At 40.0% G+C, this 23,537-nt stretch carries 31 protein-coding genes; 29 read left to right on the plus strand and 2 right to left on the minus strand.

What is annotated here, in order from left to right; all coding sequences use genetic code 11:
* The 23 genes from BMW61_RS16095 to BMW61_RS16205 all read left to right on the plus strand — a co-directional run.
* The coding region (locus tag BMW61_RS16095; protein ID WP_242876776.1) for a transposase at positions 1–372 on the plus strand (372 nt) is incomplete at its 5' end.
* A 90-nt stretch (positions 373–462) separates the two neighbouring features.
* Positions 463–921 (plus strand): GNAT family N-acetyltransferase, encoded by a 459-nt coding sequence (locus tag BMW61_RS16100; protein WP_091823947.1) that lies wholly within the window; start codon positions 463–465, stop codon positions 919–921.
* 111 nt (positions 922–1,032) lie between these two features.
* Positions 1,033–1,488 (plus strand): NUDIX domain-containing protein, encoded by a 456-nt coding sequence (locus BMW61_RS16105; protein WP_022763599.1) that lies wholly within the window; start codon positions 1,033–1,035, stop codon positions 1,486–1,488.
* 59 nt (positions 1,489–1,547) lie between these two features.
* Positions 1,548–2,501 (plus strand): amidohydrolase family protein, encoded by a 954-nt coding sequence (locus BMW61_RS16110; protein WP_091823950.1) that lies wholly within the window; start codon positions 1,548–1,550, stop codon positions 2,499–2,501.
* Positions 2,502–2,539: 38 nt separating this feature from the next.
* Positions 2,540–3,103, plus strand: coding sequence for a flavin reductase family protein (locus tag BMW61_RS16115; RefSeq protein WP_022762984.1), 564 nt, complete (start codon positions 2,540–2,542; stop codon positions 3,101–3,103).
* A gap of 47 nt (positions 3,104–3,150) precedes the next feature.
* The gene (locus BMW61_RS16120; RefSeq protein ID WP_091823953.1) at positions 3,151–3,387 is read left to right on the plus strand and encodes a hypothetical protein; all 237 of its coding nucleotides are present in this window, start codon (positions 3,151–3,153) and stop codon (positions 3,385–3,387) included.
* Between the two features lie 66 nt (positions 3,388–3,453).
* Positions 3,454–3,918 carry a GNAT family N-acetyltransferase gene (locus BMW61_RS16125; RefSeq protein WP_091823956.1) on the plus strand — a complete coding sequence of 155 codons (465 nt, stop codon included), beginning with the start codon at positions 3,454–3,456 and terminating at the stop codon, positions 3,916–3,918.
* A 98-nt stretch (positions 3,919–4,016) separates the two neighbouring features.
* Positions 4,017–4,598, plus strand: coding sequence for a DJ-1/PfpI family protein (locus BMW61_RS16130; RefSeq protein ID WP_091823959.1), 582 nt, complete (start codon positions 4,017–4,019; stop codon positions 4,596–4,598).
* Positions 4,599–4,654: 56 nt separating this feature from the next.
* Positions 4,655–5,614 carry a GNAT family N-acetyltransferase gene (locus tag BMW61_RS16135; RefSeq protein WP_091823962.1) on the plus strand — a complete coding sequence of 320 codons (960 nt, stop codon included), beginning with the start codon at positions 4,655–4,657 and terminating at the stop codon, positions 5,612–5,614.
* A 239-nt stretch (positions 5,615–5,853) separates the two neighbouring features.
* On the plus strand, positions 5,854–6,900 hold the full coding sequence (locus tag BMW61_RS16140; protein ID WP_091823965.1) for an outer membrane protein assembly factor BamB family protein: 1,047 nt from the start codon (positions 5,854–5,856) through the stop codon (positions 6,898–6,900).
* 166 nt (positions 6,901–7,066) lie between these two features.
* Positions 7,067–8,107 carry a phosphotransferase enzyme family protein gene (locus BMW61_RS16145; RefSeq protein ID WP_091823969.1) on the plus strand — a complete coding sequence of 347 codons (1,041 nt, stop codon included), beginning with the start codon at positions 7,067–7,069 and terminating at the stop codon, positions 8,105–8,107.
* A 48-nt stretch (positions 8,108–8,155) separates the two neighbouring features.
* Positions 8,156–8,719 (plus strand): histidine phosphatase family protein, encoded by a 564-nt coding sequence (locus tag BMW61_RS16150; protein WP_091823972.1) that lies wholly within the window; start codon positions 8,156–8,158, stop codon positions 8,717–8,719.
* Positions 8,720–9,120: 401 nt separating this feature from the next.
* A complete protein-coding gene (locus tag BMW61_RS16155; protein WP_091823974.1) occupies positions 9,121–9,921 on the plus strand; it encodes an NAD-dependent protein deacylase in 801 nt (266 codons plus the stop codon).
* 92 nt (positions 9,922–10,013) lie between these two features.
* Positions 10,014–10,361 carry a GNAT family N-acetyltransferase gene (locus tag BMW61_RS16160; protein ID WP_278296595.1) on the plus strand — a complete coding sequence of 116 codons (348 nt, stop codon included), beginning with the start codon at positions 10,014–10,016 and terminating at the stop codon, positions 10,359–10,361.
* A gap of 32 nt (positions 10,362–10,393) precedes the next feature.
* Positions 10,394–10,786, plus strand: a complete 393-nt coding sequence (locus BMW61_RS16165; protein WP_091824095.1) for a hypothetical protein — start codon at positions 10,394–10,396, stop codon at positions 10,784–10,786.
* A gap of 41 nt (positions 10,787–10,827) precedes the next feature.
* Positions 10,828–11,316 (plus strand): GNAT family N-acetyltransferase, encoded by a 489-nt coding sequence (locus BMW61_RS16170; protein WP_091823980.1) that lies wholly within the window; start codon positions 10,828–10,830, stop codon positions 11,314–11,316.
* Positions 11,317–11,476: 160 nt separating this feature from the next.
* Positions 11,477–11,689 (plus strand): putative quinol monooxygenase, encoded by a 213-nt coding sequence (locus BMW61_RS16175; protein ID WP_091823983.1) that lies wholly within the window; start codon positions 11,477–11,479, stop codon positions 11,687–11,689.
* A gap of 19 nt (positions 11,690–11,708) precedes the next feature.
* Positions 11,709–12,020: a glutaredoxin-related protein gene (locus tag BMW61_RS16180; protein WP_091823986.1), complete on the plus strand. Its 312-nt coding sequence runs from the start codon at positions 11,709–11,711 to the stop codon at positions 12,018–12,020.
* A gap of 2 nt (positions 12,021–12,022) precedes the next feature.
* Positions 12,023–12,469, plus strand: coding sequence for a GNAT family N-acetyltransferase (locus BMW61_RS16185; protein ID WP_091824098.1), 447 nt, complete (start codon positions 12,023–12,025; stop codon positions 12,467–12,469).
* Between the two features lie 91 nt (positions 12,470–12,560).
* Positions 12,561–13,301: a TraX family protein gene (locus BMW61_RS16190; RefSeq protein ID WP_091823990.1), complete on the plus strand. Its 741-nt coding sequence runs from the start codon at positions 12,561–12,563 to the stop codon at positions 13,299–13,301.
* A 130-nt stretch (positions 13,302–13,431) separates the two neighbouring features.
* Complete coding sequence (locus BMW61_RS16195; RefSeq protein ID WP_091823993.1) at positions 13,432–14,874, plus strand: AAA family ATPase; 1,443 nt, start codon at positions 13,432–13,434, stop codon at positions 14,872–14,874.
* Positions 14,875–15,284: 410 nt separating this feature from the next.
* Positions 15,285–15,488, plus strand: a complete 204-nt coding sequence (locus tag BMW61_RS16200) for an antibiotic biosynthesis monooxygenase family protein (protein ID WP_044958919.1) — start codon at positions 15,285–15,287, stop codon at positions 15,486–15,488.
* A gap of 10 nt (positions 15,489–15,498) precedes the next feature.
* On the plus strand, positions 15,499–16,470 hold the full coding sequence (locus BMW61_RS16205; RefSeq protein ID WP_091823996.1) for a phosphotransferase enzyme family protein: 972 nt from the start codon (positions 15,499–15,501) through the stop codon (positions 16,468–16,470).
* Positions 16,471–16,478: 8 nt separating this feature from the next.
* On the opposite strand, the gene BMW61_RS16210 is transcribed toward BMW61_RS16205, so the two are convergent.
* On the minus strand, positions 16,479–17,351 hold the full coding sequence (locus BMW61_RS16210; RefSeq protein ID WP_091823999.1) for a LysR family transcriptional regulator: 873 nt from the start codon (positions 17,349–17,351) through the stop codon (positions 16,479–16,481).
* A gap of 228 nt (positions 17,352–17,579) precedes the next feature.
* Between BMW61_RS16210 and BMW61_RS16215 the strand changes: the two genes are divergently transcribed.
* From BMW61_RS16215 to BMW61_RS16225, 3 genes are read left to right on the plus strand one after another with little or no spacing between them, the layout of a single operon-like run.
* Positions 17,580–17,756 carry a hypothetical protein gene (locus tag BMW61_RS16215; RefSeq protein ID WP_330388540.1) on the plus strand — a complete coding sequence of 59 codons (177 nt, stop codon included), beginning with the start codon at positions 17,580–17,582 and terminating at the stop codon, positions 17,754–17,756.
* Positions 17,753–18,217 (plus strand): cyclophilin-like fold protein, encoded by a 465-nt coding sequence (locus BMW61_RS16220; RefSeq protein WP_242876777.1) that lies wholly within the window; start codon positions 17,753–17,755, stop codon positions 18,215–18,217. The genes BMW61_RS16215 and BMW61_RS16220 overlap by 4 nt, the downstream gene beginning before the upstream one ends.
* 8 nt (positions 18,218–18,225) lie before the next feature.
* Positions 18,226–18,765 (plus strand): flavodoxin family protein, encoded by a 540-nt coding sequence (locus tag BMW61_RS16225; RefSeq protein WP_026498233.1) that lies wholly within the window; start codon positions 18,226–18,228, stop codon positions 18,763–18,765.
* Positions 18,766–18,829: 64 nt separating this feature from the next.
* Here BMW61_RS16225 and BMW61_RS16230 read toward each other — a convergent pair whose 3' ends face one another.
* Positions 18,830–19,732: a helix-turn-helix transcriptional regulator gene (locus BMW61_RS16230; protein ID WP_091824004.1), complete on the minus strand. Its 903-nt coding sequence runs from the start codon at positions 19,730–19,732 to the stop codon at positions 18,830–18,832.
* A gap of 188 nt (positions 19,733–19,920) precedes the next feature.
* On the opposite strand from BMW61_RS16230, the gene BMW61_RS16235 reads away from it, so the two are divergent.
* The 3 genes from BMW61_RS16235 (at position 19,921) to BMW61_RS16245 (ending at position 23,513) form a co-directional block, all read left to right on the plus strand.
* Positions 19,921–21,303 (plus strand): MFS transporter, encoded by a 1,383-nt coding sequence (locus tag BMW61_RS16235; protein WP_091824007.1) that lies wholly within the window; start codon positions 19,921–19,923, stop codon positions 21,301–21,303.
* A gap of 42 nt (positions 21,304–21,345) precedes the next feature.
* Entirely contained in the window at positions 21,346–22,242 is an 897-nt protein-coding gene (locus tag BMW61_RS16240; RefSeq protein WP_091824009.1) for an alpha/beta hydrolase, read from the plus strand.
* A gap of 287 nt (positions 22,243–22,529) precedes the next feature.
* The gene (locus tag BMW61_RS16245; protein ID WP_091824012.1) at positions 22,530–23,513 is read left to right on the plus strand and encodes a hypothetical protein; all 984 of its coding nucleotides are present in this window, start codon (positions 22,530–22,532) and stop codon (positions 23,511–23,513) included.
* Positions 23,514–23,537: the final 24 nt, after the last annotated feature.

Consider the following 23,537-nt stretch of genomic DNA (forward strand, 5'->3'; position numbering starts at 1 on the left):
AACCAGAATTTTGTGCAGATACCAATGCTGATATTTGCAGATATGCTAAGATATAAGCTTGCTGAATACGGGATAAGATTTGCCCTGACCGAGGAGAGCTATACATCGAAGGCTGATTTTCTTGCCATGGATCCGATCCCCATGTATGAAAAAGGGAAGAATAAAGAATACTCTTTTTCAGGAAGAAGGATAAAAAGAGGACTGTACAGGCACTACGATGGAACAATAACAAATGCAGACATAAACGGAGCTGCAAATATCTTAAGAAAAGTATTCCCAAAGGTAACCCAATGGGATAGGGGCATAGTGGACATGCCCTGTTCTTTGGGATGCGTTAAGCATCCCAAAGGTTCATGCCGCTTTGCGGCATAGCAGTAACCTCTTCCGACGCAGAGTCGGTGGAGGTAGTTCATGACTACCCGGATGAAACGCTAAAATAAAGGGGGAAAGGATAAGATAATAATGATTGTGGAGATAAAAGATCCAAATGAAAAACAAGCTATCGCAAGGAAAGTTCTGGAGGCTCTTACTGACTGGTTTGGCATAGAAGAGAGCAGAGAGGAATATATTTCCGGAAGTGCCGATTGGACGTTTTTTGCAGCAAAGGAAGATGATGAATATGTGGGATTTCTTTGCCTAAAAGAAACAGGAAAGGCCACTGTCGAACTGGCTGTTATGGGAGTTTTACAGGATCATCACAGAAGCGGCCTTGGCAGGCAGCTCGTAGAAAGGGCTAAAGAAACCGCAAGATTACAGGGGTATGAATTCATGCAGGTCAAGACTGTGAAGATGGGAATGTATGAGGACTATGACAGGACTAATCTCTTTTACATAAGCTGTGGCTTCAAGGAATTGGAAGTATTCCCTCTCCTATGGGATGAGGCAAATCCCTGTCAGATATATGTGATGTCTTTGAAATAATTTTCAGAATTTAGTATAATACTCATTGTGACTTCAGACAATTATAGGCGGTAAGTTTAAAGACTTGCCGTCTTTTTCTTAACATGGAAATCATACTATGGGGATTGCATTATGGCTGACTTTACATGGTTTAAGGATTCTGTTCCTGACCAGTTACCGGTAAAACAGGTTTATGGAATAGCATTTTCAGCAGATAACCTGGTTGTCTTGAGGATTGAGGACGGAAAATACAAATTGACCGGTGGAAAGCCTGAAAATGCTGAAACTTTTGAAGAGACATTGAAACGGGAATATATTGAAGAATTGAATATTGAACTGGAAGATATCCATTATCTTGGGTATTTATTGGTGGAGGATAATTCGGATAAGTATGCTCAGGTAAGAATGATAGCGAAGATAAAAGATATTTATGAGAGTCATATTGATCCGGCTACAGGAAAAATATATGGGAGAGAGCTGGTGGCTGCTGACAGGGTAAAAGATTATCTTAAGTATTCTGATCGTGCAGGCAACGAAATGATTGATGATGCGGTACAACTTGCACAAGTATGCTATTTCAAAAAATAAAAGATAGTATCTCTGTATGCTATTTTTGAAAAATATATAGGGAAAGATTTGGGAGGATTATGGCAAATAGTTTATTTGTAGAGGGATTGATAGAGAATAACACAGGCAAACTTATAGAAGCTCCTAAGAGTGATCTGCATAACCATTCAACTAAGGGATGCACTCTTAAGTGGGTTGAAGAGCGGACGGGCCATTCTTTTCCCGCCCCTCCGGAAACCTTTGATGGTCTTGAGGGTATGCAGAACTGGTTCACTACCTATGTCAAACCCTTTTGCTCAGGAGATGAAGGCATAGTCTTTAGATGGGAGGGGGCGTTTGCTGAAGCCGGGCGCAACAATATTAAAAGGCTTGCAATGAATTTCGGGGCTACGGAGATTGAACTTGTAGGAGGAATTGATAAATTCAGGGAACTGATTCAGGGTTTTCACATGAAATACTGTCCGGAAACAGTTTTTGAACCGGAACTTACCTATATATCAGCCTGCGATATCGATTCTGCGACAGATTCAATTGATGAGTATATAAAGACCGGATTCTTTAAGTCACTCGATGTCTGCGGCGGCGAGAATATTCGACCATTTGAAGCTTTTATTCCCCTGTATCGAAAAGCTGAACATTACGGACTTACTAAGATAATACATGTTGGTGAGTCGGGATCTGCAGATGATGTAAGGAAAGCAGTTGAAGTGCTGGGACTTGATGAAGTTCATCACGGGATTGGCGCTGCCACATCAAAAGATACCATGCGATTTTTGGCGGATAATCACATACAGCTCAATGTTTGTCCGTCGAGCAATGTGATGCTTCGCTATGCCAAAGATTATGAGCATCATCCAATAAAGACGCTGGTTGAAAATGGCGTTGAGGTGACAATCAATACCGATGATCTTCTGATTTTCAATAGCTCTATAGAGAATGAATATCTCAAGCTTTACAAGGCAGGAACTCTATCGGCGGAGCAGTTGGAAGAGATAAGACTTAGAGGATTGAACGGAAAAAGGGAACTACTGTGAAGATATTCCAGTATAAAATTACTATCTAAGGAGAAAAAATGGCAAAAAGACGATCTGTTGATCCTAAATATTCTATGTGTGTTCAGCCTTCTTTTATTATTGGCACGAATAACGAGGATGGTTCTGAAAACTTTGCTCCTATCACCTGGGCAAGTGCAACTCATGAAGATGGCGACCAATATTTATTTGTTATAAGTATGGCAGGAACTAAGATGACTAAGAAAAACGTTCTAAGAACCGGAGTTTTTAGTGCAAACCTTGTCAGCATAGATATGCTGTCGCTTATGGATTATTTTGGTTCTAAACATGCCAAAGATGGCGCTAAAAATGATATTTCCTATGAGGTTGTGAGGGGAGAGGTGTTGGATGTTCCTGTATTGAATGAAAGCCGATGGGTGTATGAATGTGAGGTTGCAAGAACTGTCGAGACTGGAGATTCAACTACTTTCTTTTGTCATATCCGCAATATACAGATGGATGAAAGACTTGAATGTGAAGATATATTTGACATTGATCTTACGGTACTGGATCCAGTCATCTATTCTGGAAAGTATCATAGCATTGGTAAAACGCTTGGAAAGATTGGAGATTTTGTACAGTAACATATAAATTTTCGTTTTTGAAGATAAGAAACTTTGAGGGATGCGTGATGAACAATACCTTTATCGAGATGAAATTCTTTCAGGTAAAACCTGATAAACTTGAGCAATTTGAATCTATGATTGAGGAAATGGCCACAAATCAGCTTAAATGTGAAGGCTGCATATCACTTAAGTATTTCAAGAGATTCTACACTATAGATGGAATCGAGCTTGGCGAACCTCCTAGGGAGTTAACCAAGATTGTAAAGTGCGTTAAGTACTATTCATACTGGGAATTCAGGTAAGGGATGTAACGGGTATTGTTAACATCTGTTTTGATACATAAAATCGTAGCTTGTAGGGGAAATATTATGTCGGAGTTTAGATGCATTTGGACAGATGGAAATAACGAAGCATTTCAAATTTTTTATGTAAAGACTGAAGAGTATTACAGCAAAATTGTTGGCGGAAAAGAAAAAAGAAAAGCGTTCATTCCATATAATTTGTCGCAAAGTATAGAGGATGTTTTAATAGTTTATGATGATGTTGTTGCGGTAGGATGTGCAGGCTTAAAAAGTTATTCGGATGATGCAGTGGAAATAAAGCGCGTTTGGGTAGAACCTACATATCGAGGGAAGCATATTGCTGCTCAAATGATGGATTTATTGGAAGAAAGAACTAAAGAACGTGGTTTTAGGAAAATTATTCTACAAACAAGACCAATCATGCAGGATGCTGTAAAACTATATGAAAGTCGTGGCTATACATTAATAGATAATTATCCTCCATATGATAAGTTGGATGGAGCTATATGTATGGCTAAGATGCTGGACTAACAATTTCTTTCGGTAGATTGGGCTTCCGGGCATTTTCCGGAAAAACTTGTTGTAGCCATGAAGAAAAATATTAGTGTAGAACAGGAGCAAATAAATGTATGAAAGTATTGCTTTTTTGTTGTAAGGGATTTGAAACCATGGAGTTTGCACCGTTTGTCGATGTGATGGGATGGGCGAGAAATGATTATGGTTTAGCGACTGAAGTCATTACTGCCGGTTTTTCTAAGACTGTTGTATCTACATTCGGAATTCCGATTTTGGTTGATAAGACCTATGATGAGATAGATGTTTCCGAATATGATGCCCTGGCTATCCCCGGTGGATTTGAAGAATTCGGTTTTTATGAAGATGCGTATGATGAAAGATTTTTAAATCTCATACAAGAGTTTGACCATTCTCATAAATTTATCGCTTCTATCTGTGTAGGAGCTCTTCCGATTGGAGCAAGTGGAATACTTAAGGGAAGAAAAGCTACAACATATCATTTGGGAGATGGTAGAAGGCAGAAGCAGCTTGCAGAATTCGGAGCAGAGGTGATACCCGATCAGAGTGTTGTGATTGATGAAAATGTAATAACCAGTTTTTGTCCTGAAACAGCTTCTCATGTTGCAATTGCCTTATTAGGCATGCTTGTGGGAAGTGAAAGGGCACAGATTGTTGCAAAGGCAATGGGATATTAACTTCCAGTTGAATTTTTATAGACGATGACAAATCGAGATTTGTAGAAAGGGAAAAAATGATAATTCGAGATTTTGAACCGATACATACAGAGGAAGCAGCGGAAATTGCCCTTGACATATATAATTATGAGAGAGCATTTACACAGGAACTTCCGGAGGTATCAAGCATTCCAATACTGAAACAATTATCCGGAAATGGCTTCGGCGTCGCAGCATTTGAAGGCGGAAAAATGGTCGGATTTCTTTGCAGTGTGGAACCATTTGAGAATGTTTTTCGTTCCACTGATGTGAGAGGCGTTTTTTCGCCCATGGGTGCGAATGGCGCGGTTATGGAAAATCACGGCAGGATTTATGCGGCATTGTATCAGGCGGTTGCAAAAAAGTGGGTAAAAGCCGGAGCGATGTCACATGCAATTTGTTTATATGAACATGATGAGGAAGCAAAACGGCAGCTCTTTCAGTATGGATTTGGCATGAGGTGCGTAGATGCCATTCGTCCGATGGAAACAATTGATTGCGTTGTATGTGGCGGATATGAGTTTTTGGAATTGCCCAAGGAAGATTACGCATATGTTTATCCGTTGCATTTGGCACTGAACGAGCATTACTGCTCCAGCCCCTTTTTTATGAACCGAAAACCAGACACACTGGAAGAGTTTTTGGATTTTTCGGAAAGGAATAAGGAACGTTACTTTGCGGCGAAGATAGGCGGAGAATTATGCGCTTATTTGGAAGTGTCAGATCAGGGTGAAACCTTCATTGCATCAGGGAATCTTTATCGTCATATCATGGGGGCATATTGTATGCCGGAACACAGGGGCAGGGGTGTATACAAAAACCTGTTAAATTATGTTATCAATACCTTGAAAACTGAGGGATATACCAGACTTGGCGTGGATTTTGAAAGCATCAATCCGTCGGGCAGCGGGTTTTGGCTCAAGTTTTTTCATGCCTATACCAACGGCGTTGTGCGCAGGATAGATGAGCGGATTATGCAGAGAGCTTCTCTGATATAATCTCATAAGAGTGTTATTTCTGGACAAATTCCCGTTTGTCGGGATAATGTGATAGTAAGTTCTATGTGGTTATAGCCAATTCTGTAATTAAATACTGCAGAATTGGCTATTTTATTACCTTTAAGGTGTCTCATAAAACAAATGTTTTTCGCTACATCTTTTGGTTTATGTATAATAGGGATTGAAGGGAATATGGGAACAAAAGTGTGAACAAATAATACATAGGCTGGAGGTTAGCTTTGAAACTGTATAGAAAGATAGAGACGGGCGCGAGAACTTACAATTATTTCTGCCCTGTTTTTGTCGGTGACAGACTAATATATTTTGTTTTGAATAATGATTCCGCATTCATCAGGTGCGAGGACGTAGTCGAAGGCGGTGTTGTCTGGGAGTATTTTGTTAATGATGCTTTTACGAGCAGGTGCGTCCAGCAGCTGTACGGTGGAATTGTGTGGCAGAATAGAATTATATTTGCAACCGAGCGGATGATTTTGTCGCTTGATCTTGAGACCGGCACTGAACAATCAGAAATGAAAGTTTTGACAGATAAACCAGACCTATCTGTTGTGGGAAACAATCTTTTTGTTACAAGTGGTAATGAGATAATCAAGATTGACCTTGTTAAGGGCAAAATAATAAAAAGGAAGAAATATAGGGTCAAGTGGCTTGTGGGACCGGTTCTGGAAGATGACGGAAAGCTGTATGTTGCCACGTCGAATTCCAAGATTCTCAGAATCAGCAACGACGATTTAACGGAGACGCTTAATTATAAGTACCCCGGAACTTGGAGCGTGGGCGTGCCTGCGGGAATAGTTGGTGACAGAATCGTGGGCTCTTCATATTCGCAGTATGTGATTTGCTTTGATAAGAATACAGGTGAACCATTATGGCAAAAGAAAAAGAAGGCCGGTTCGGAACCCTCTCAAGTGATTGATGCCGATAAGGGAATCATCTATAGTTGCGAAAATATTAACAACAAACATATTACTGCTTTGCGGATCAGTGACGGTAAAAAGCTGTGGGATAAAGAAGCCGAAATATGGGGAATTACCGATATTGATTCCAAATCTATGGCAGGATTCCTAAAGTCCGATAACGGTGATTATGAATTTGTACAGATAGATAAAAAGACCGGAGAACTCATTGCGGCCCAAGACATTCCAAAAATGCACAAGAACTTGGAAGACCAGTTTCGCAGTTATAGTATGCCGATGGAAATAGTGCACTCAGACCAATTTGTGGCCTTTGTCTGTGGGACAGGTGACATCTATCAAATACAATGGTGAAAGATTGGATATGGATAAACAACATTTGAAGATACCTTCTGAAATGGGATTTACTACAATATATTTTGACGATGAAAAAAGAGATTATAGTAGCTTGTATTGTTTTTGATTTATCTATATTCCAGTAGGATAATCGACCAAGAAGAAAAGGATTAAAAATAGCCATATGATGAAAAAAGATCTTTTATTCAAAGCGGCACAGCTTTACGGATTCGACACTGCCTCTGCCAAGGAGGTCCCCGGGCATGAAGGCGGAAGGAATCTGGTATTTTTGATTGGAAATGATTTGGTTCTCAGAGTGTCTTCTCTTTCAGATAGAAGCATTGAGGATTATGAGGCGGAAATCGAGTATGTACATTATCTTTCTGAAGGTGGAGCCAGCGTGGCAGATTCGATTCCTTCAAGGAAAGGGAATCGAATTGAAATTATTGATGAGAAGGTAGTGGCCATGTTCGAGACTGCAAAAGGTGATCAGATAGCCGATCATGGTTACCAGTATATTGATGGAGTTCCGATAGATGAGTACTTCTATCTTACCGGCAAGGTTTTAGGGAAAATACATGCTCTTTCAAAGAACTACAGCCCGATTTATAAGCGTTTTGATTTCTTCGAGAAGTACAATGAAGACTATTTCGAGAGCCTTATCCCGGATGATTTCTTTTGTTTACATATGAAGATGGGACGTCGGATTAAAGACAGGCTGCATGAAATTCTGGAGGAACTGCGCAAACTTCCACGGAACTCCGAAAACTATGGAATGGTTCACTTTGACTATAGCGATGGAAACTATAACATTGAGTATGATACAGGGAAAATCAATGTATTTGATTTTGATAACTGCCGTACTTGCTGGTATTTATATGATATTGCCAATTTATGGTCCCATGGTCTTGGGTGGATTGCCTGGAATGAAGACGCAGATGAAAGACGGGCATATATGGAAAAATATATGCAGACAGTCATTAATGGATACCGGACTGAGTGTACCATAACCGATGAAGAACTTGAGCATCTGGAAATGATGGTCAATACAGTATTGATGGAAAATATCATTGATGTCTTTGAGGTAAAGAAGGCTTCCGGCGAAGAATTCGTTTTCGATGAGGAAGAAAGCTACAATGTGAAGTGCCTTGTGGAGGGGCTTAGCTGGTTTGGCTTCTACAGTGATATTTTTGATAACGAATCACCTTTTGAGGTAGAGATATAAAATTGCAGTAAAACTTACCATTGAAGAAGTTTTAATGAAGAGGTGAGTATGACAAAAGTATTCTTTGTAAGGCATGCAGAACCTAATTATGATAATCATGATGACAGAATTCGTGAGTTGAGTCCTCGTGGAATGGAAGATAGGAAAAAGGTTACTGCTTTTTTGGCTGATAAAAATATAGATATAGTTATTTCGAGTCCATTTAAGAGAGCCGTTGATACTGTTCAGGATTTTGCAGATAAGAATGGACTGACTGTTGAAATAGTTGAGGACTTTAGAGAAAGAAAAGTTGATAGTGGTTGGATAGAAGACTTTGCCTCTTTTTCCAAAAAGCAATGGAGCGATTACTCTTTCAAGTTATCAGATGGCGAATGTCTTAGGGAAGTTCAAGATAGAAATATAGCAGCCCTTGATAATGTTCTGAAGAAGTATCCAGGAAAAAATATAGTAGTTGGAAGTCATGGCACAGCATTAAGTACCATTATAAATTATTATGATAAATCTTTTGGCTATGATGATTTTGAGAATATTAGATTTCTGATGCCATGGATTGTGGAGTTTAGTTTTGATGAGCTAGGAAATTGTACGGACATCAAACGGCATTCTCTGTGATAAGTATAAGTGTACTAAGGTTGGGGACGGAGCTAGTGGCTCATTTCATTAAATTCCAGTACAAATTAGTAGTAATGGGGGATACGTCAGATCCACAGCAACAACATATGGTTTTGGTGTCATTTATCGGATACAAAATATCAAATTCTATAAAATAATAATGCCCCAAAATATACTTAAAAACTTCTGACCCCCTTTAGGTTCAATTTAGGAAGAGAGTGTATAGTAAAATCATCGAGAGGAGAAATCCTTTTGGAAATAGATATATACTCTTTCGTCTAACATATGGCCGGCTTTTGACGAAAAGCCGGCCAGCCCTCATTAATCCCAATTTTTATCCCAAACCGATTGTGCTATCATAAATATTGACACGGTTAATCTTACATTCATGAGGAAAGCGCATGCTGTTACCTGATTTTTCTTCACAAAGGGAAAAAGAAAAATATTTCCACTCCTTGAACGAAGAGCAGAAGATTGATGCCCTGAACGAAATGGTCTCGGACTGCGAACACATCGTGTTTCTTGGCGGTGCAGGAGTGTCTACAGAAAGCGGGATCCCGGATTTCAGGAGTAAGGATGGCCTATATAACAAAAAAGACAAGAAGTTTGGTAAATACAAGCCGGAATACCTTCTAAGCTATGACTGCCTTAATAAGAAACCGGCTGTTTTCTTTGATTATTTCAGGAAAAACCTGGACTGCAGGAATATATTGCCAAATGATGCGCATAAAAAGCTCTCCGAGATGGATAGACGCGGAAAGCTGGACGGCGTGATAACACAGAACATAGACGGGCTTCACCAGAAGGCAGGGAGCAAGAAAGTGTGCGAGATCCACGGAAGTGCCCTTAGGAGCTACTGCGTAAGCTGCAGGACAGATTATGGTGAGGATTTCATATTTGAAAACACAGAAGAGATACCGCACTGCCCAAAGTGCGGCAAGATGGTAAGGCCGGACGTGACACTGTACGGAGAATTCCTTCCACAGAGGGACTATGAAGAAGCAGTAGCACTGGTAAGGTATGCTGACCTTCTTATAATTGGCGGGACTTCGCTGGAAGTAGGATCGGCAGCACAGCTTGCTCATATGTACCACGGAAAATACCTTGTGATAATAAACAAGGGAAAAACCAAACTCGAAGGTAAAGCTGACCTTGTTTTTCATGAGAGCATTGGGAAGATAATGAACCAGATTGAGGTCTGACCGGTATGATTTCTTTCAGGTATGTGGTGACAAAAATATTCCTTATAGAGAAATGATTATGATAGTTCTGTTTTACCGAGGATGATAGGTGGATTGCTAGAATGAAGGTTGAGCTAAGAAATCTGACAGAAGAAAATATGGGGCAATGCTTTGGCCTTAGAGTTGCTAAGGATCAGATGCAATATATTGCTTCAAATGAGGATCCGAATGACAGATATTGGTTATGGAGATTAATGATTGACGAAAGTTTGCAGGGAAAAGGATACGGAACTGCGGCAATTAAGGAAATCATACAGTATTTTAAGTTTCACGGAGCAAACAATATACGTCTATCAACAAAGGATACAAACACCAATGCATTATCCATGTATCGGAAGGCTGGATTCCGAGATACAGGAGAAATGAATGATGAAGAGATAGTTCTTCAGCTAGATTTTTAATTAATTGAAATAGTATGAAAGGCTTTGAAATAATGAAGAATATCCGAATTTTCACGACTGAAAAGTATGCCACAGATGAATATACTAAGGTAAAAGCAAATATATATAAGACACATGATTCCTTTTTGGATCAGGATGCTTATGTTACTTCGATTTCTTTTGAACAAGAACCGGAATATGGAGAAGGAACTGACTCGAGTGATATTTCTCAGTATCCACTTGAAGACATTTTGGACAAATACTATGTTGCAGTCGAGGATTTCTATGAGAATCTAAATGACGGCAGTGACAATACTTGTTATTTGGAATTTACGGGTAGCAGCATGGAAGATATAGAAAATTTGCTTCAGATAGTCGGAAAACATGTTTATAACAGTAGGGAAGAAATAGATGGACAGACCTATATTAATCTGATTATCGAATAAATAATGTTAGTAATAATGTATTTGAGTTGGAGAATCAGAACATGATGATAAGAACGGCAACAATAGAAGATCTGGATGCGATAGCTGCGGTTGAAGCGGAGTGTTTCCCTGCTGCAGAAGCAGCATCAAAAGATGAATTTGCAGATCGCCTTGTACATTACGCGGATTACTTCTGGCTAATGTTTGATGAAGATAAGCTAATTGCCTTTGTGGATGGCTTTGTGACTAATGAGCCGGATTTGACTGACGAAATGTATGCAAAAGCAAATATGCACAATGCTTCCGGACGTTGGCAGATGATATTCGGTGTGAACACGCTTCCCAGTTACCGCAGGCACGGATATGCCGGAGAGCTGATTCAAAGAGCAATAGATACGGCAAAAGAGCAGAACCGTGCCGGCCTTGTTCTAACCTGCAAGGATGAGCTGGTATGTTACTATGCAAAGTTTGGCTTCATGAATGAAGGGCATAGCGACAAGTCCCAGCATGGTGGCGTAGCATGGAATCAGATGAGGCTTGTTTTAAGATAAAGTAAACAGGTCATGAAATACGAAATGAACGCACAGTCTAAAGAATAGATTGTGCGCTATTTTTTTATATTCTATAATTGTCTAAAACACTTTTGCTTAACGAGAAAACAAAAAAAGAGTATAGAGATTGTGAAATAGATTAGGGAAAGGAGGCTTGGATATGATCGTTTTGAATGTGACATACAAATGCAAACCGGATAAGAGGAAGGATTTTCTGGAAATAATAAAGAAGGAAGGCATTGATGTTTGCAGCCGCGCTGAGATAGGAAACATTAAATATGACTACTACATATCAGATGCGGATAGTGATGAGCTGCTTCTTGTTGAGAAGTGGGAGGATGCTAATGTAAAAAGGATTCTTTCGAACACTTAGTTGAATAAGGAGGTGCATAATGATCAAGATCTATGGAATGCCAACATGCCCGTACTGCGACTTTGTACATGAGCAGATAGCAGGAAGGGAAGACGAGTTTGAGTACATCAACATCGGTGAGAATATAAGAAACATGAGTGCATTTACAAGGCTCCGCGACAATAATCCAGAGTTTGACCGCTGTAAGAAAATTGGTGATGTCGGAATACCGGCATTTGTATTTGAGGATGGCAGAGTATCCATTGATCCTGCAGATGCGGGCCTTATAGAATATGGAACACCGGATGCATGTTCTATAGAAGATCACAAGAGTGGTAGGAAAGGGTGTTGATATTGGAATTTGTAATAAAACATTTTAATGAGCTCAGTACCACAGAACTCTATGAGATATTAAAAACGAGGTTTGAAATCTTTGTTACGGAGCAGGAGTGCTTATATCAAGATCTGGATGATAAGGATCAGGATGCTATCCATGTATTTTACTGGAATGATTCTGGTAGAGTTGCTGGATGCCTTCGCGTGTTTTGGAAGGATTTTGACGAGTTGTCAGGCGTGGCTCAGATAGGTAGAGTGGTAACACTGGAGCATGGTAAAGGAATAGGCGGTCAGATGCTCCATGAGGGAGTCAGTGTCGCTATAGAGCAGCTTAAGGCTAAAAAGATATACCTTGAGGCACAGAAATATGCTATTGGATACTATGCAAAAGAAGGTTTTGAAGTTGTGTCAGAGCCGTTTATGGAAGATGGTATCCCACATGTGAAGATGGAAAGATTAGTATGATATGAAGATTCAAAAAGTTCGATTTAACTGGAATGATTATATTTCAGTAGTATAACTGGTTACGACAAATCGGAATTGTAGGAAAACCGGAATGGATACAATTAAGAAAATAGGACTAAACTCCAATGAAGTAAAACTGATTGCTATTATTGCGATGACAATCGACCATGTAACATGGTTACTGTTTCCTGGATGCCAAATGATATGGTGGGTCATGCTTCTTCACGCGATAGGAAGATTGACAGCGCCTATTATGTGGTTCTTTATTGCTGAGGGATTTCATTACACTCGAAACGTAAAAAAGTATATTGCCCGACTGTTCGTTTTCGCTGTAATATCGCATTTTGCCTATAACTTTGCAGGAGGAATACCATTTATTCCCAACGGGTTTTTCAATATGACCAGTGTGATGTGGTCGCTTGCCTGGTCGGTAGTTTTGATGGTCATATTTACAACGGATCAGTTGCCGCAGTGGGGTAAAATTGTTTTGACCCTGATTATCTGCTTTATTACCTTCCCATCGGATTGGTCAACTGTGGCGGCTATGTGTCCGGTATACTTATACATGAATCGCGGCGATTTCAAGAAACAATCGCTTACTATGCTCATATGGACAACAATTTATGCAGTCGTATATTTTATCTTTATGGACAAAGCGTATGGAATCCTTCAGATGTGTACGCTGTTATCATTACCGATTTTGAAGCAGTATAACGGTGAGAGGGGAAAATGGAAAGGCATGAAATGGTTTTTCTATCTCTATTATCCGGCGCATCTGTTTGCAATTGGAATTATCAGAGTGCTCATTGGAAACGGAAGTATCTTCCCTTAGGCTGTCGATAAATTCAAAATTGACTTCCCCCCATAACACTATTAAAATTTGGTGTTATGGGGGGAAGTTGTTGATTCAAAATATGTGGTCTGTTACAATTACATAAAAGGATGTTTAGAAAGGTTTGCATATGAATAAAAAGGATTTCATCGGCAGAGAACAAGAAGTCGACATAATAGAAAAATACTATAATTCTTCAAAATCAGAAATGGTGGCTGTTTATGGACGAAGAAGAGTTGGGAAGACATATCTGATAAAAAAGACCATGGGGAAGAAGTTTGATTTTGAATTTGTTGGTAGTCACAAAACTCCAGCCAAGGTTCAACGTGAACAATTCCAGAACGAAATTGATAAGTGGTCTCACAGTACCGGTAAGATCCCCAAGGATTGGTTTGTAGCATTTAGCAACTTGAAAGACTACTTATTGTCTTTGAATAAGAAAAGAGTTGTGGTTTTTTTGGACGAACTTCCTTGGATGGATACTGTAAATAGTAATTTCTTGAGCGCCTTTTCTTATTTCTGGAATACATGGGATAGTGCAAAAGCTTTATTAAAACTATACGTATGTGGATCAGCTACTACATGGATGGTAGATAAACTGATTGGTGATCAGGGGGGACTATATGGTCGTGTTAGTCGCCCAGTTTATTTGGCACCTTTTACACTGGCAGAAACTGAGCAATATCTGAACAAGATAAAAAAGATGCATTACAACAAAGCACAGGTACTTGATGCATACATGATTTTCGGAGGCATTCCATTTTACCTTGATATGCTTGATAACGAACTGCCATTTACTGTAAATGTTGACAGATTATTCTATGGCAGTGATGCTCCACTGCGAAAGGAGTATGATTTCTTATTCCGTTCGCTGTTTAAAAAGAGTGTAAGCTATCAGAAAGTTGTAACGTTGCTATCTAAGAAATTATCTGGGCTAACACGTGAAGAGATTTCTGCTGGATGCAAGCTTGAAGGTGGAGATTTAACTACAATTTTAAACAACCTTAATTCCTGCGACTTTATTAGAGTTTATTACTGCCCTAATAAAAAAGAGAAGGGCAAAATCTACCAGTTAACAGATATGTTCACTTTGTTTCATCTTAGATTTGTTAAAAGAAGTAATGGACAGGATAAAAACTATTGGACGAATATTGCTGGAACCGGAGAAGTTAATGCATGGGCAGGGTATGCGTTCGAGCAGGTTTGTCTACATCATATTGATCAGATAAAGATGAAGCTTGGAATATCTGGAATATTAAGCAATGTGTACGCTTGGAGCGAGAAGGCATTTGTTGATTCAGATGGGACTAAATGGAAAGGCGGACAGATTGATTTAATAATCGACAGAAGTGATAAGGTTATGAATTTATGTGAGATGAAGTTTGCTCAGGATGAATACACAATAACTGGAAAGTATTCAGATACTATTAGGGAACGTACAAGCTTGTTTAAAAAACAGATGAATACTAAAAAAGCTCTTCGATGCACATTTGTTACCACCTACGGAGTCAAGGAAAATAGCTATAGTGATATAGTTGATAACCAAGTGCTGTTAGAAGATCTATTTCGATGAGTGCTGGATGACTCGCCCCCAAATGCATGTTAAAACATTATGATTTGGTGGCGAGTTGTTCAATATAAATTTTTTTCTTGATATTTCCGGTCTAGTCAGGCTAGACCGGAAATGTAGTTTAGTCTGACTAGACCAGGAGGGAACGCGTATGGAACTCGAACTTGGGGCAATTCAACTTAACAATGAAAGTGCTTGTATGAAGTAATGATAAATGATACGCTTTTCATGGCAGTAGTAGTGGTCTTGGTAATGTTCGGTTTTTGTGTGGTAACTTAAACATACATCATCATAGTTTCACTATCTACTGCTTTTTGAGTAAAAGAAACGCTGCGCCACAGCCTTGGCAGGCCGTCGCGCAGCGACTTAGTTCTATCGGAATATAAATGAAAAAATAATCAGAGGAATGCATAATGAAAAAGACATTTATTGAGATGAAACTCTTTCAGGTAAAGCCCGATAAACTCGAGCAATTCGAAGCTAAGATTGAGGAAATGACCGCAAATCAGTTTAAATGTGAAGGCTGCATATCACTCAAGTATTTCAAGAGATTCTATAAAGATTTGCAAAAAATGCTGATTTCTCCATTTGATATTAACTTGGGGTATTCGGTTTAAGGTAATACTTATGACGATAGAATACAGACAAAAAGCTTTAGAAGCGTTAGCTCATTACAATATAACAGCGACAGAAATAGAATTGCTGAGACACAATGAGAATCTGACCTATCGCGTGGGAAACGAGTATTTGCTGCAAATACATGAGCCGACAGAGGGGTTTTCAGCAGAGTTTTTTTACGACGGTGTTGATCGTGTCGAGATATATAAGTCAGAACTTGATTTTCAAGCCTACTTAAAGAAACAGAGCATGCAGATACGCGAAGCTGTTGAAAACCGTTATGGTGAACTCATTACAAAGTTACAGAATGGTACATATGTTACGGTTTCGAAATGGTTGGATGGCGAATCGTTAGACAAGCTTGAGTTGAATGATGCAATCTGCTATCAGATAGGTGATATGCTTGCGCGTTTGCATCAGAAGGCAAAGGGATTCCGGGTATCACCGGTAAAAACCTATGGAAAGCAACATTGCGAATGCACGAAAAGGAGATTTCAGGCACTGGAAAATCTGGGGTTAAGCAACGAGTATTCTTTGATCATGCAAAAGTGCTGTGATCATGCCGGAGCTGTATTGGAAAACGTGCAGGATGAATTTCAGATGATCTATGGGGATCTGTCTGCATCGAATATCTTGCAAACACCGGATGGGCTTGTGCCTATTGATTTTTCTTTTTTCGGTATGGGACATCCGATGTATGATCTTGCTGTTCTGTTTGGAAATATCGGCGGATCATTGGCGCGTAGGCAACAAATGGCAGAAGGATATCGGAATACAGGCGGTACGATCCGTTACGATGTGTTAGATGCCTGTTTTGTACTTACCTTGTTAGATTGTCTCGGAATTCATTATGAACAGTGGAGTAAGCAAGAGTGGTTTGCATCGAGAATGCAACGGTGGAATAAGGAAAACCTGATCCCATATGTGCAGGGAGAGCGAATATATGCGGATGATTTTTATCTGTTACATGTGCAAGGATAACCCCGAATTTAAAACGTCTCCCTTACCTGTGCCAGGAATTTTTCTGCAATAGGTGTGAAGGTCTGGTACTTGTTCCAGATCAGATATAGCGTTGTTTCCTGCTTGGGAGAAAGTGGACGGAATACAAGGTCGCTTTCTTCGGAGCAGTCTATCAGATGCTCAAAGGTCAGAAGTATACCCAGGCCTTCCTTGGCAAACATTGATGCATTATAAGAAAGACGGAAGGAACCTTCCAGGTGGAGCTTGGAAAAATTCTCCCCGGCCCATTCCGGTATCTCGATATTCCAGCTTTGTTCAGAGCAGAAGAGTGGCTGTCCTATAAGGTCGGCTACTTTTATGCTCTTTTTCTTTGCCAGGGGATGACTCTTTAAGATAATAGCACCCCAGCGGTCAGTATCAGGGAATGCGACATAGTCATATTTATCTTTGTTAGGTGTTTCGCAGATTACGCCAAAATCCAGTAACCCCTTATCAAGCTTTTCTGTTACCTGCTCAGTATCACCGCTGGTGATGTGGTAGGTGAAGGAAGGATATCTGTCTTTTAGCTTTTTAATCTCTCGGGCAAGATGACAGATCTGATAGGATTCCGCCAGACCAAAGTATATGTCTCCACCTGTGATATCATCCAAGGAGACAAATTCCTGCTCGATTTTATCTGCCATTAACACAAGATCCTCAGCACGGTCACGTAGAAGCATTCCTTCATCTGTGAGTTTGATGGAAAAACTATGTCTGGTGAAAAGCTTTTTTCCTAGTTCTTCTTCAAGATTTTTTAATGCCTTGGAAAGAGTAGGCTGTGTGACATGAAGTAATTCTGCGGCTCGTGACATGTTCTCTTCTCTTGCGACGGCAAGAAAATATCTTAAATTCCTTATTTCCATAAGAATCCCCTTAAATAAAATGATATGCCCAAAATGAATATCATGATATTCATTATAACCATTAGCAAAGAGATTGTACATGGATTATAGTGAGGATGTCAGATGAAAACACAACACAAACAGGGAATAAAGAGATGAGTACAGAAGATATTGTTGAATGCCTCAGGCATCTTGGCATTGAAGATGAAAAGTGCATACAGGCAGGGAAATATAAAAAGGTGGGTCAGAATGAAGAACTGCTGGGATTTCTCGAAGGATGCCTATGCAAATATGATAAAGGACAGCAAGTATACGGATAATAAGGAACTCATGATCATTCCGGATGCTGTTCATACTGATTTGTATGATAATCTTGATGTGATCCCATTTAACCATATCGAAGAGTTTGTAAGGAAATATGTATGAAGATAAGAATAGCATTTATACTGTTCGTTTTTGTATTTCTTATGCCGGGAGCAACGGCGTGTGGTACAGTTGATGCCTATAGCTATCCATATGAAATGGAGGTGAATGACATGAAGACTTTGCTGATGAAGATTGGAGATACAAGTGTAGATGTTGCCTGGGAAGAAAATGCTTCCGTGGAGGAGCTTAAGGGTCTTGCTGCATCAGGACTGACAATATCAATGTCGATGTACGGCGACTTTGAGCAGGTGGGATCTATCGGAAAGAGTATCACGAGAGATGATAAACAGACAACTACAACAGCGGGAGATATTGTTTTGTATTCCGGAAATCAGCTGGTAGTCTTTTACGGTTCCAATTCCTGGGCATATACAAGGCTCGGAAGGGTAAACTTGTCTGAAAATGAATTAAAAGAACTACTGAGCAACGGTGATGTTACGATCACACTCAGTGTTGAATAGGAGGAGATATGGCAAAGAAGGTTCTGATAATTGAAACAAGCCTTAGAACGGGAAGCAATTCGGATATCCTGGCTGAGAGCTTTGCAGAAGGCGCTAAGGATGCCGGAAATGATGTGGAGATTGTTTCGCTAAAGGACAAGAAGATTAGCTTCTGCACCGGCTGCTTTGCTTGCCAGAAGTTGGGAAAATGCGTTATCCCTGATGATGCCAATGTGATAACTGAAAAGATTCTAGAAGCAGAGGTTGTCGTATGGGCTACACCAATCTATTATTACGAGATGAGCGGGCAAATGAAGACAATGATCGACAGGGCTAATTCCCTGTATCCAAGGGATTACAAGTTCAGAGAGGTTTATCTGTTATCTACAGCGGCAGAGGATGAAGCTTATACAGATGAAAAAGCGGTCAGTGGTGTTAACGGCTGGATTGATTGCTTTGAAAAGGCTGAGTTTAAGGGAAAAGTTTTTGCCGGCGGCGTAAATGAGCGTGGTGAGATTGAAGGGCATAAGGCGTTGGATGAAGCTTATGCTATGGGAAAATCAATCTAAGCAGTTGCGCATAATTTGAGGCACAGGCAAAATACTACAGGGATGCCAGTGCGTGATATTTTCTCTACACAGTTTCCGCATATTTTTTTCTGTACTGAAGAGGCGTTATGCCTTCGAGTTTATTGAACATATTTATAAGGCCTCTGGAGTCTGAGAAGCCGCAGTCCATGGCAATCTCCAGAACTGACTTCTGAGTTTGTACCAGACTGTCCTTTGCAGCATTGACGCGCATTCGTGTCAGGAATTCTTTATAGGTTATTCCCATATTTGACTTGAAAAATCTGGAAAAATAGCTGGCGGAATAACCGAAAGTCTCTGCAACAGACATTTCATTTATGGCACCGTCATAGTTTTCTTCAGTATATGAAATGATTTTTCGCAGGATATCAGCGTTCTTCCTGCTCTTTTCGGGCAATTCGGTGTCTTTAAGACTCAGATCATCTTTGCAGATGAAATATAAAAGCTCATGAACGAGGCCTAAAAGACGCATGTTTTCATACTTGGTAAGCGGTTTGCCATCTGCATATTGTGCGAGATCCTTCATTATTTCGGCGGGTCTTTCTTCGCCGGGTTTAAAAACAGGAATAAAGTAAAGTTCGTCGAAGTTTGGGATGTAATTGCGAAGGAATGAGTCACTTATCTGAAGTACAGTCGTAAGTGTCGGTGGCAGTTTATCATAAGGTGTTGTCCTGTTTGAGATTACCTTATGGATACTACGAGTGTTGACGATGATAAAAAGACCTTTTTTCAGGGGATGGGCGATTCCGTCTGTAAAATATTCGCCATCATCTGAATAAGAATAGACTATTTCGAGCTCGTTGTGCCAGTGGTCGAGGACATCGCTGACCGCAGAGAGATCTTTATTCGGGTATAAGTCCTTTTTATGAACATTTAGTATTTTGAAGGGCAGCTCTGTGTGGTAATGGACAACCTCGTAGGATATGTCCTTGCTTTGCATATCTGACATGATTTTTCCTTTTTATATATGTTTTAAATAATTAAAATCGCAATATTTGTCATTATAGTGTATTTTTGATTAATGTCAAGAAAACGTAATTTTTATGACAAGGAATGTAAAGAGTAACCTGCCATTTTTTTATATATTAAGATTCGTTGAACGGGATATGGTTTCCAAATATAAGATTGGAGGTTACAATGGAAGCAATAATTTATGAAGAACAACAACAGGAAAAACAGGGGCGTCTCTCATTCAGTGAGAAGTTCTCATATGGTATCGGAGATTGCGGAGCTAATGTAATAGTTGCTCTGGCCTCATCCTTTTTGACAGGATATTATACAGATACAGTTGGAATCGCTGCTGCAGCCATCGGAACAATGATGCTCCTTTGCAGAGTGTTCGACGGTATAACAGATCTTATCATGGGTGCACTTGTTGATAAGACCAATACAAAATATGGTAAAGCAAGACCTTGGCTCTTGTGGACAGCACCGCTTATGGGAATATCGCTTTTCATGATATTCAATGTGCCGGCATCGCTTGGTGCCAGCGGTAAACTGGTATATATCTACCTTACTTACATTTTCCAGAACTGCATTATCTATACAGCAAACAACCTGCCTTATAATGCACTTCTCAGCCGTATGACACTTGATGTACAGGACAGAGCTCAGACAGCATCTATCAGATTTGTAATGACTCAGGTTACATCACTTATTACAAACGTTATCACAGCTAACCTTATTGCAAGCATGGGCTGGAGATCAATCTCAGCTATATATGGAACAATCGCTTGCGTAATGTGCATTCTTTGCTTCCTTGGAGTCAGAGAGCATGTAGACGCAGGAGAGGACGGAAATGTTAAAGTAGAGCAGGTACCTTTTTCCAAGGCACTTCCTGCACTTTTAAAGAATAAATACTTCTTCATTCAGGCACTTATGTTCATGTTCTTATACATCAATGTAGTTGCAACAGGTTCAATGACATACTACTTCTGCAACAGCGTACTTGGTAACATCGCATTCCTTTCATGGACATCTGTTGCGGGAACAATACCTGCAATGATCGTAAACCTTGCAATGCCTAAACTCGTAGCTAAGTTTGGTAAGAGAAAACTTATGATAACAGGTGCTCTTATCATGGCTCTGGGTTCAGTACTCATCGGTGCTGCAGGATCAAATCTTCCTCTTGTAGTTGTCGGACTTATTGTTAAGGGATTTGGTACAGGCCCCATCATGTCAGGTATCTTTGCTACAACAGCTGACGTAGTTGACTATGGCGAATGGAAGACAGGCGTTCGTTCAGAAGGTCTTGTAAACAGCTGCACAAGCTTTGGTATGAAGGTTGGTATTGGTCTTGGTTCTGCTATCTGCACATGGATCATCGCTTTCGGTGGTTATGTTGGAACAGCAGAGGTTCAGACAGAGGCAGCTCTTGCATCTATCCGTTTCGGTTATGGATACTTCGGAGCAATCCTTTCACTTGTCGTTCTGGTACTGTGCATCATCATGAACATTGATAAGCACATCGGCCAGATCCAGAGAGATCTAGAAGCTAAGAGAGCAGTAGCAGAATATTAAGAGTAAAGAAATTAGAATTTTAGTATCATAAGAGGTAAAGAAATGTCAAAAGCAAGCGAATTTATTAGAACAAATTTTGCTAAAGGCGATGCCATAAGAGATGAAGGACTTGAAATTCCTTCCGATGTAAAAAGATATACTGATATCACATACGGTGATAAGGGTGAACATCCCAAGTGGCAGATGCTTGATGTATACAGACCGGCAGATGTTCCGGAAGATAAAAAACTCCCCGTGATTGTAGTTATTCACGGCGGTGGCTGGGTATATGGGGATAAGGAAGTTTACAAATACTATTCTGCATCTCTTTGCCAGAGAGGTTTCGCAGTAGTTTGTTATTCATATAGACTTGCACCGGAATACACATTCCCTTCAAGTCTGGAGGATACTTGCGCAGTTGCAAACTGGATTGTAGAGAACGAGGATAAATACGGATTTGATCTTAACAATGTTTTTGGTGTAGGCGATTCAGCAGGCGGTACGCTTATAGGCATAACAGCTGCTTTCCTTACAAATAAGGAATATTCGAAGAAATTCGACTTTACAGTATCCGATAAGTTTAATTTCAAGGGTATTGCATTTAACTGTGCAGCATTTGAGATTAAATCTGTAAGCGAAACAGATGAAAACATGGGAAATCTCATGGATGATCTTTTCGGTAAGAGGGTAACAGAGGAAGATCTTGATGTTATGAATGCGGGAAAATATATAACAAATGCGTATCCTCCGTCATTCCTTATGTCTGCAACAGGAGACTTCTTAAATAATGAGCTTCCCAAGATGGCAGCTGTTATGATAAATAATTCCGTGCCTTTTACTTGCAAGTACTATACAAGTCCCAATGGAGAACTTGGACATGTATTCCACTGCAATATGAGGCTTCCGGAAGCAACACAGTGCAATGACGATGAGACAGCATTCTTCAGAAATCTGATATAAGACTGCACTGTCAGCGCTATATATAATGAAAAAATAAGAGTTCTAAAACATCACAGTTTTAGAACTCTTATATTTTTTATAACGTATTAATATAAGTAATCAATACATATATTACCAAATAATGTGCTACAAATGTCCCTCATTTCATGCCTTTACGTGGTATTTTTTGCAGAATGAAAAGTGCTGTGATAATTGTGTGATATTTCTCCTGATAAGATGTGTTACAGATAAAGAAAACAACGAAAACGACATAGAACAGCTAAATATCTCATACGGAGGAAATAGAAATGAAAAGGAATCTTGTAGAAATGGTATTGTCAGTAACATTTGGAACAGCAATGGCACTCTTTATACTTGCAGGATGTGGAAGCGCAGATGCAGCTTTTGTTGGTATAGGTGGTGATGAGACTGCTACAGAAGATACAGTTGCAGTGACTGATTCAGAGGAAGATACAAAGGAAGTTATAGCGGTGAGCAGCACAGAGCTCGAGGCACCGTACTTCGAAAGAGGTGTGTATGTAAATTATGCAGAAGAAGCTGAGGATCCCGATCTTACATATTTCTACGTTTTTGATGATGAGGGAGCAGGTTATACAGCAGACGGAGAGCATGAAGGCATCGGATTACCCTTCTGCTGCGAGCAGGAAGGCGGTATCGTAAAGTTCTCCTTTGGTGGAATGGATGCAATGGGAGAAGAGATCTTCACAGTAGACGCTGTTGAGAACGGCGCAGTAAAAGGTCACTATGATGACGGCTTAGAGCTTGTATTTGTACCTCAGGCAGATGTTGATCCTGAAAGCTTTGATGCAGAGAATTATGTAGGTAAGGCAATCGATAATGACTATGTTTATAATGATGCAAACGGCTGGAGCGTAAAGTATGATCCCGCTTCCTTCGAAGTAAATGGCGGCGGCCCTGTAACCACTTTCATATACACCGGAGTCAGTGCCGGAACAAACATGATTACTGCTACTTACTCTGTGGAAAAGAATGCAAAAGAAACCGCTGAAGACCTTGCTAAGACATGGGGCGCAGACGCAACAGTATCTGAAGGAAATTTCCCCGGCACAGACGATGTCACAGGCTATTGGGTAACGCTTCCTATTACAGAAGAGGGCTCAGGACTCTACATGACAGCAATTGTAAGAGATTACATGGGTGGAACACTTATGTTTGAATGCACCGAGCACAAGAGTGGCAATGAGTTTTTGGATATGGAAGTATCCGATGCACTGGCAAGCATAATCGACTCAATCAACTTCACAGCATAAAATTGTAATACTGATGTGCTGATA

Origin of the sequence: Butyrivibrio sp. ob235 (genome assembly GCF_900109475.1) — a bacterium.
Taxonomy (GTDB): domain Bacteria; phylum Bacillota; class Clostridia; order Lachnospirales; family Lachnospiraceae; genus Butyrivibrio.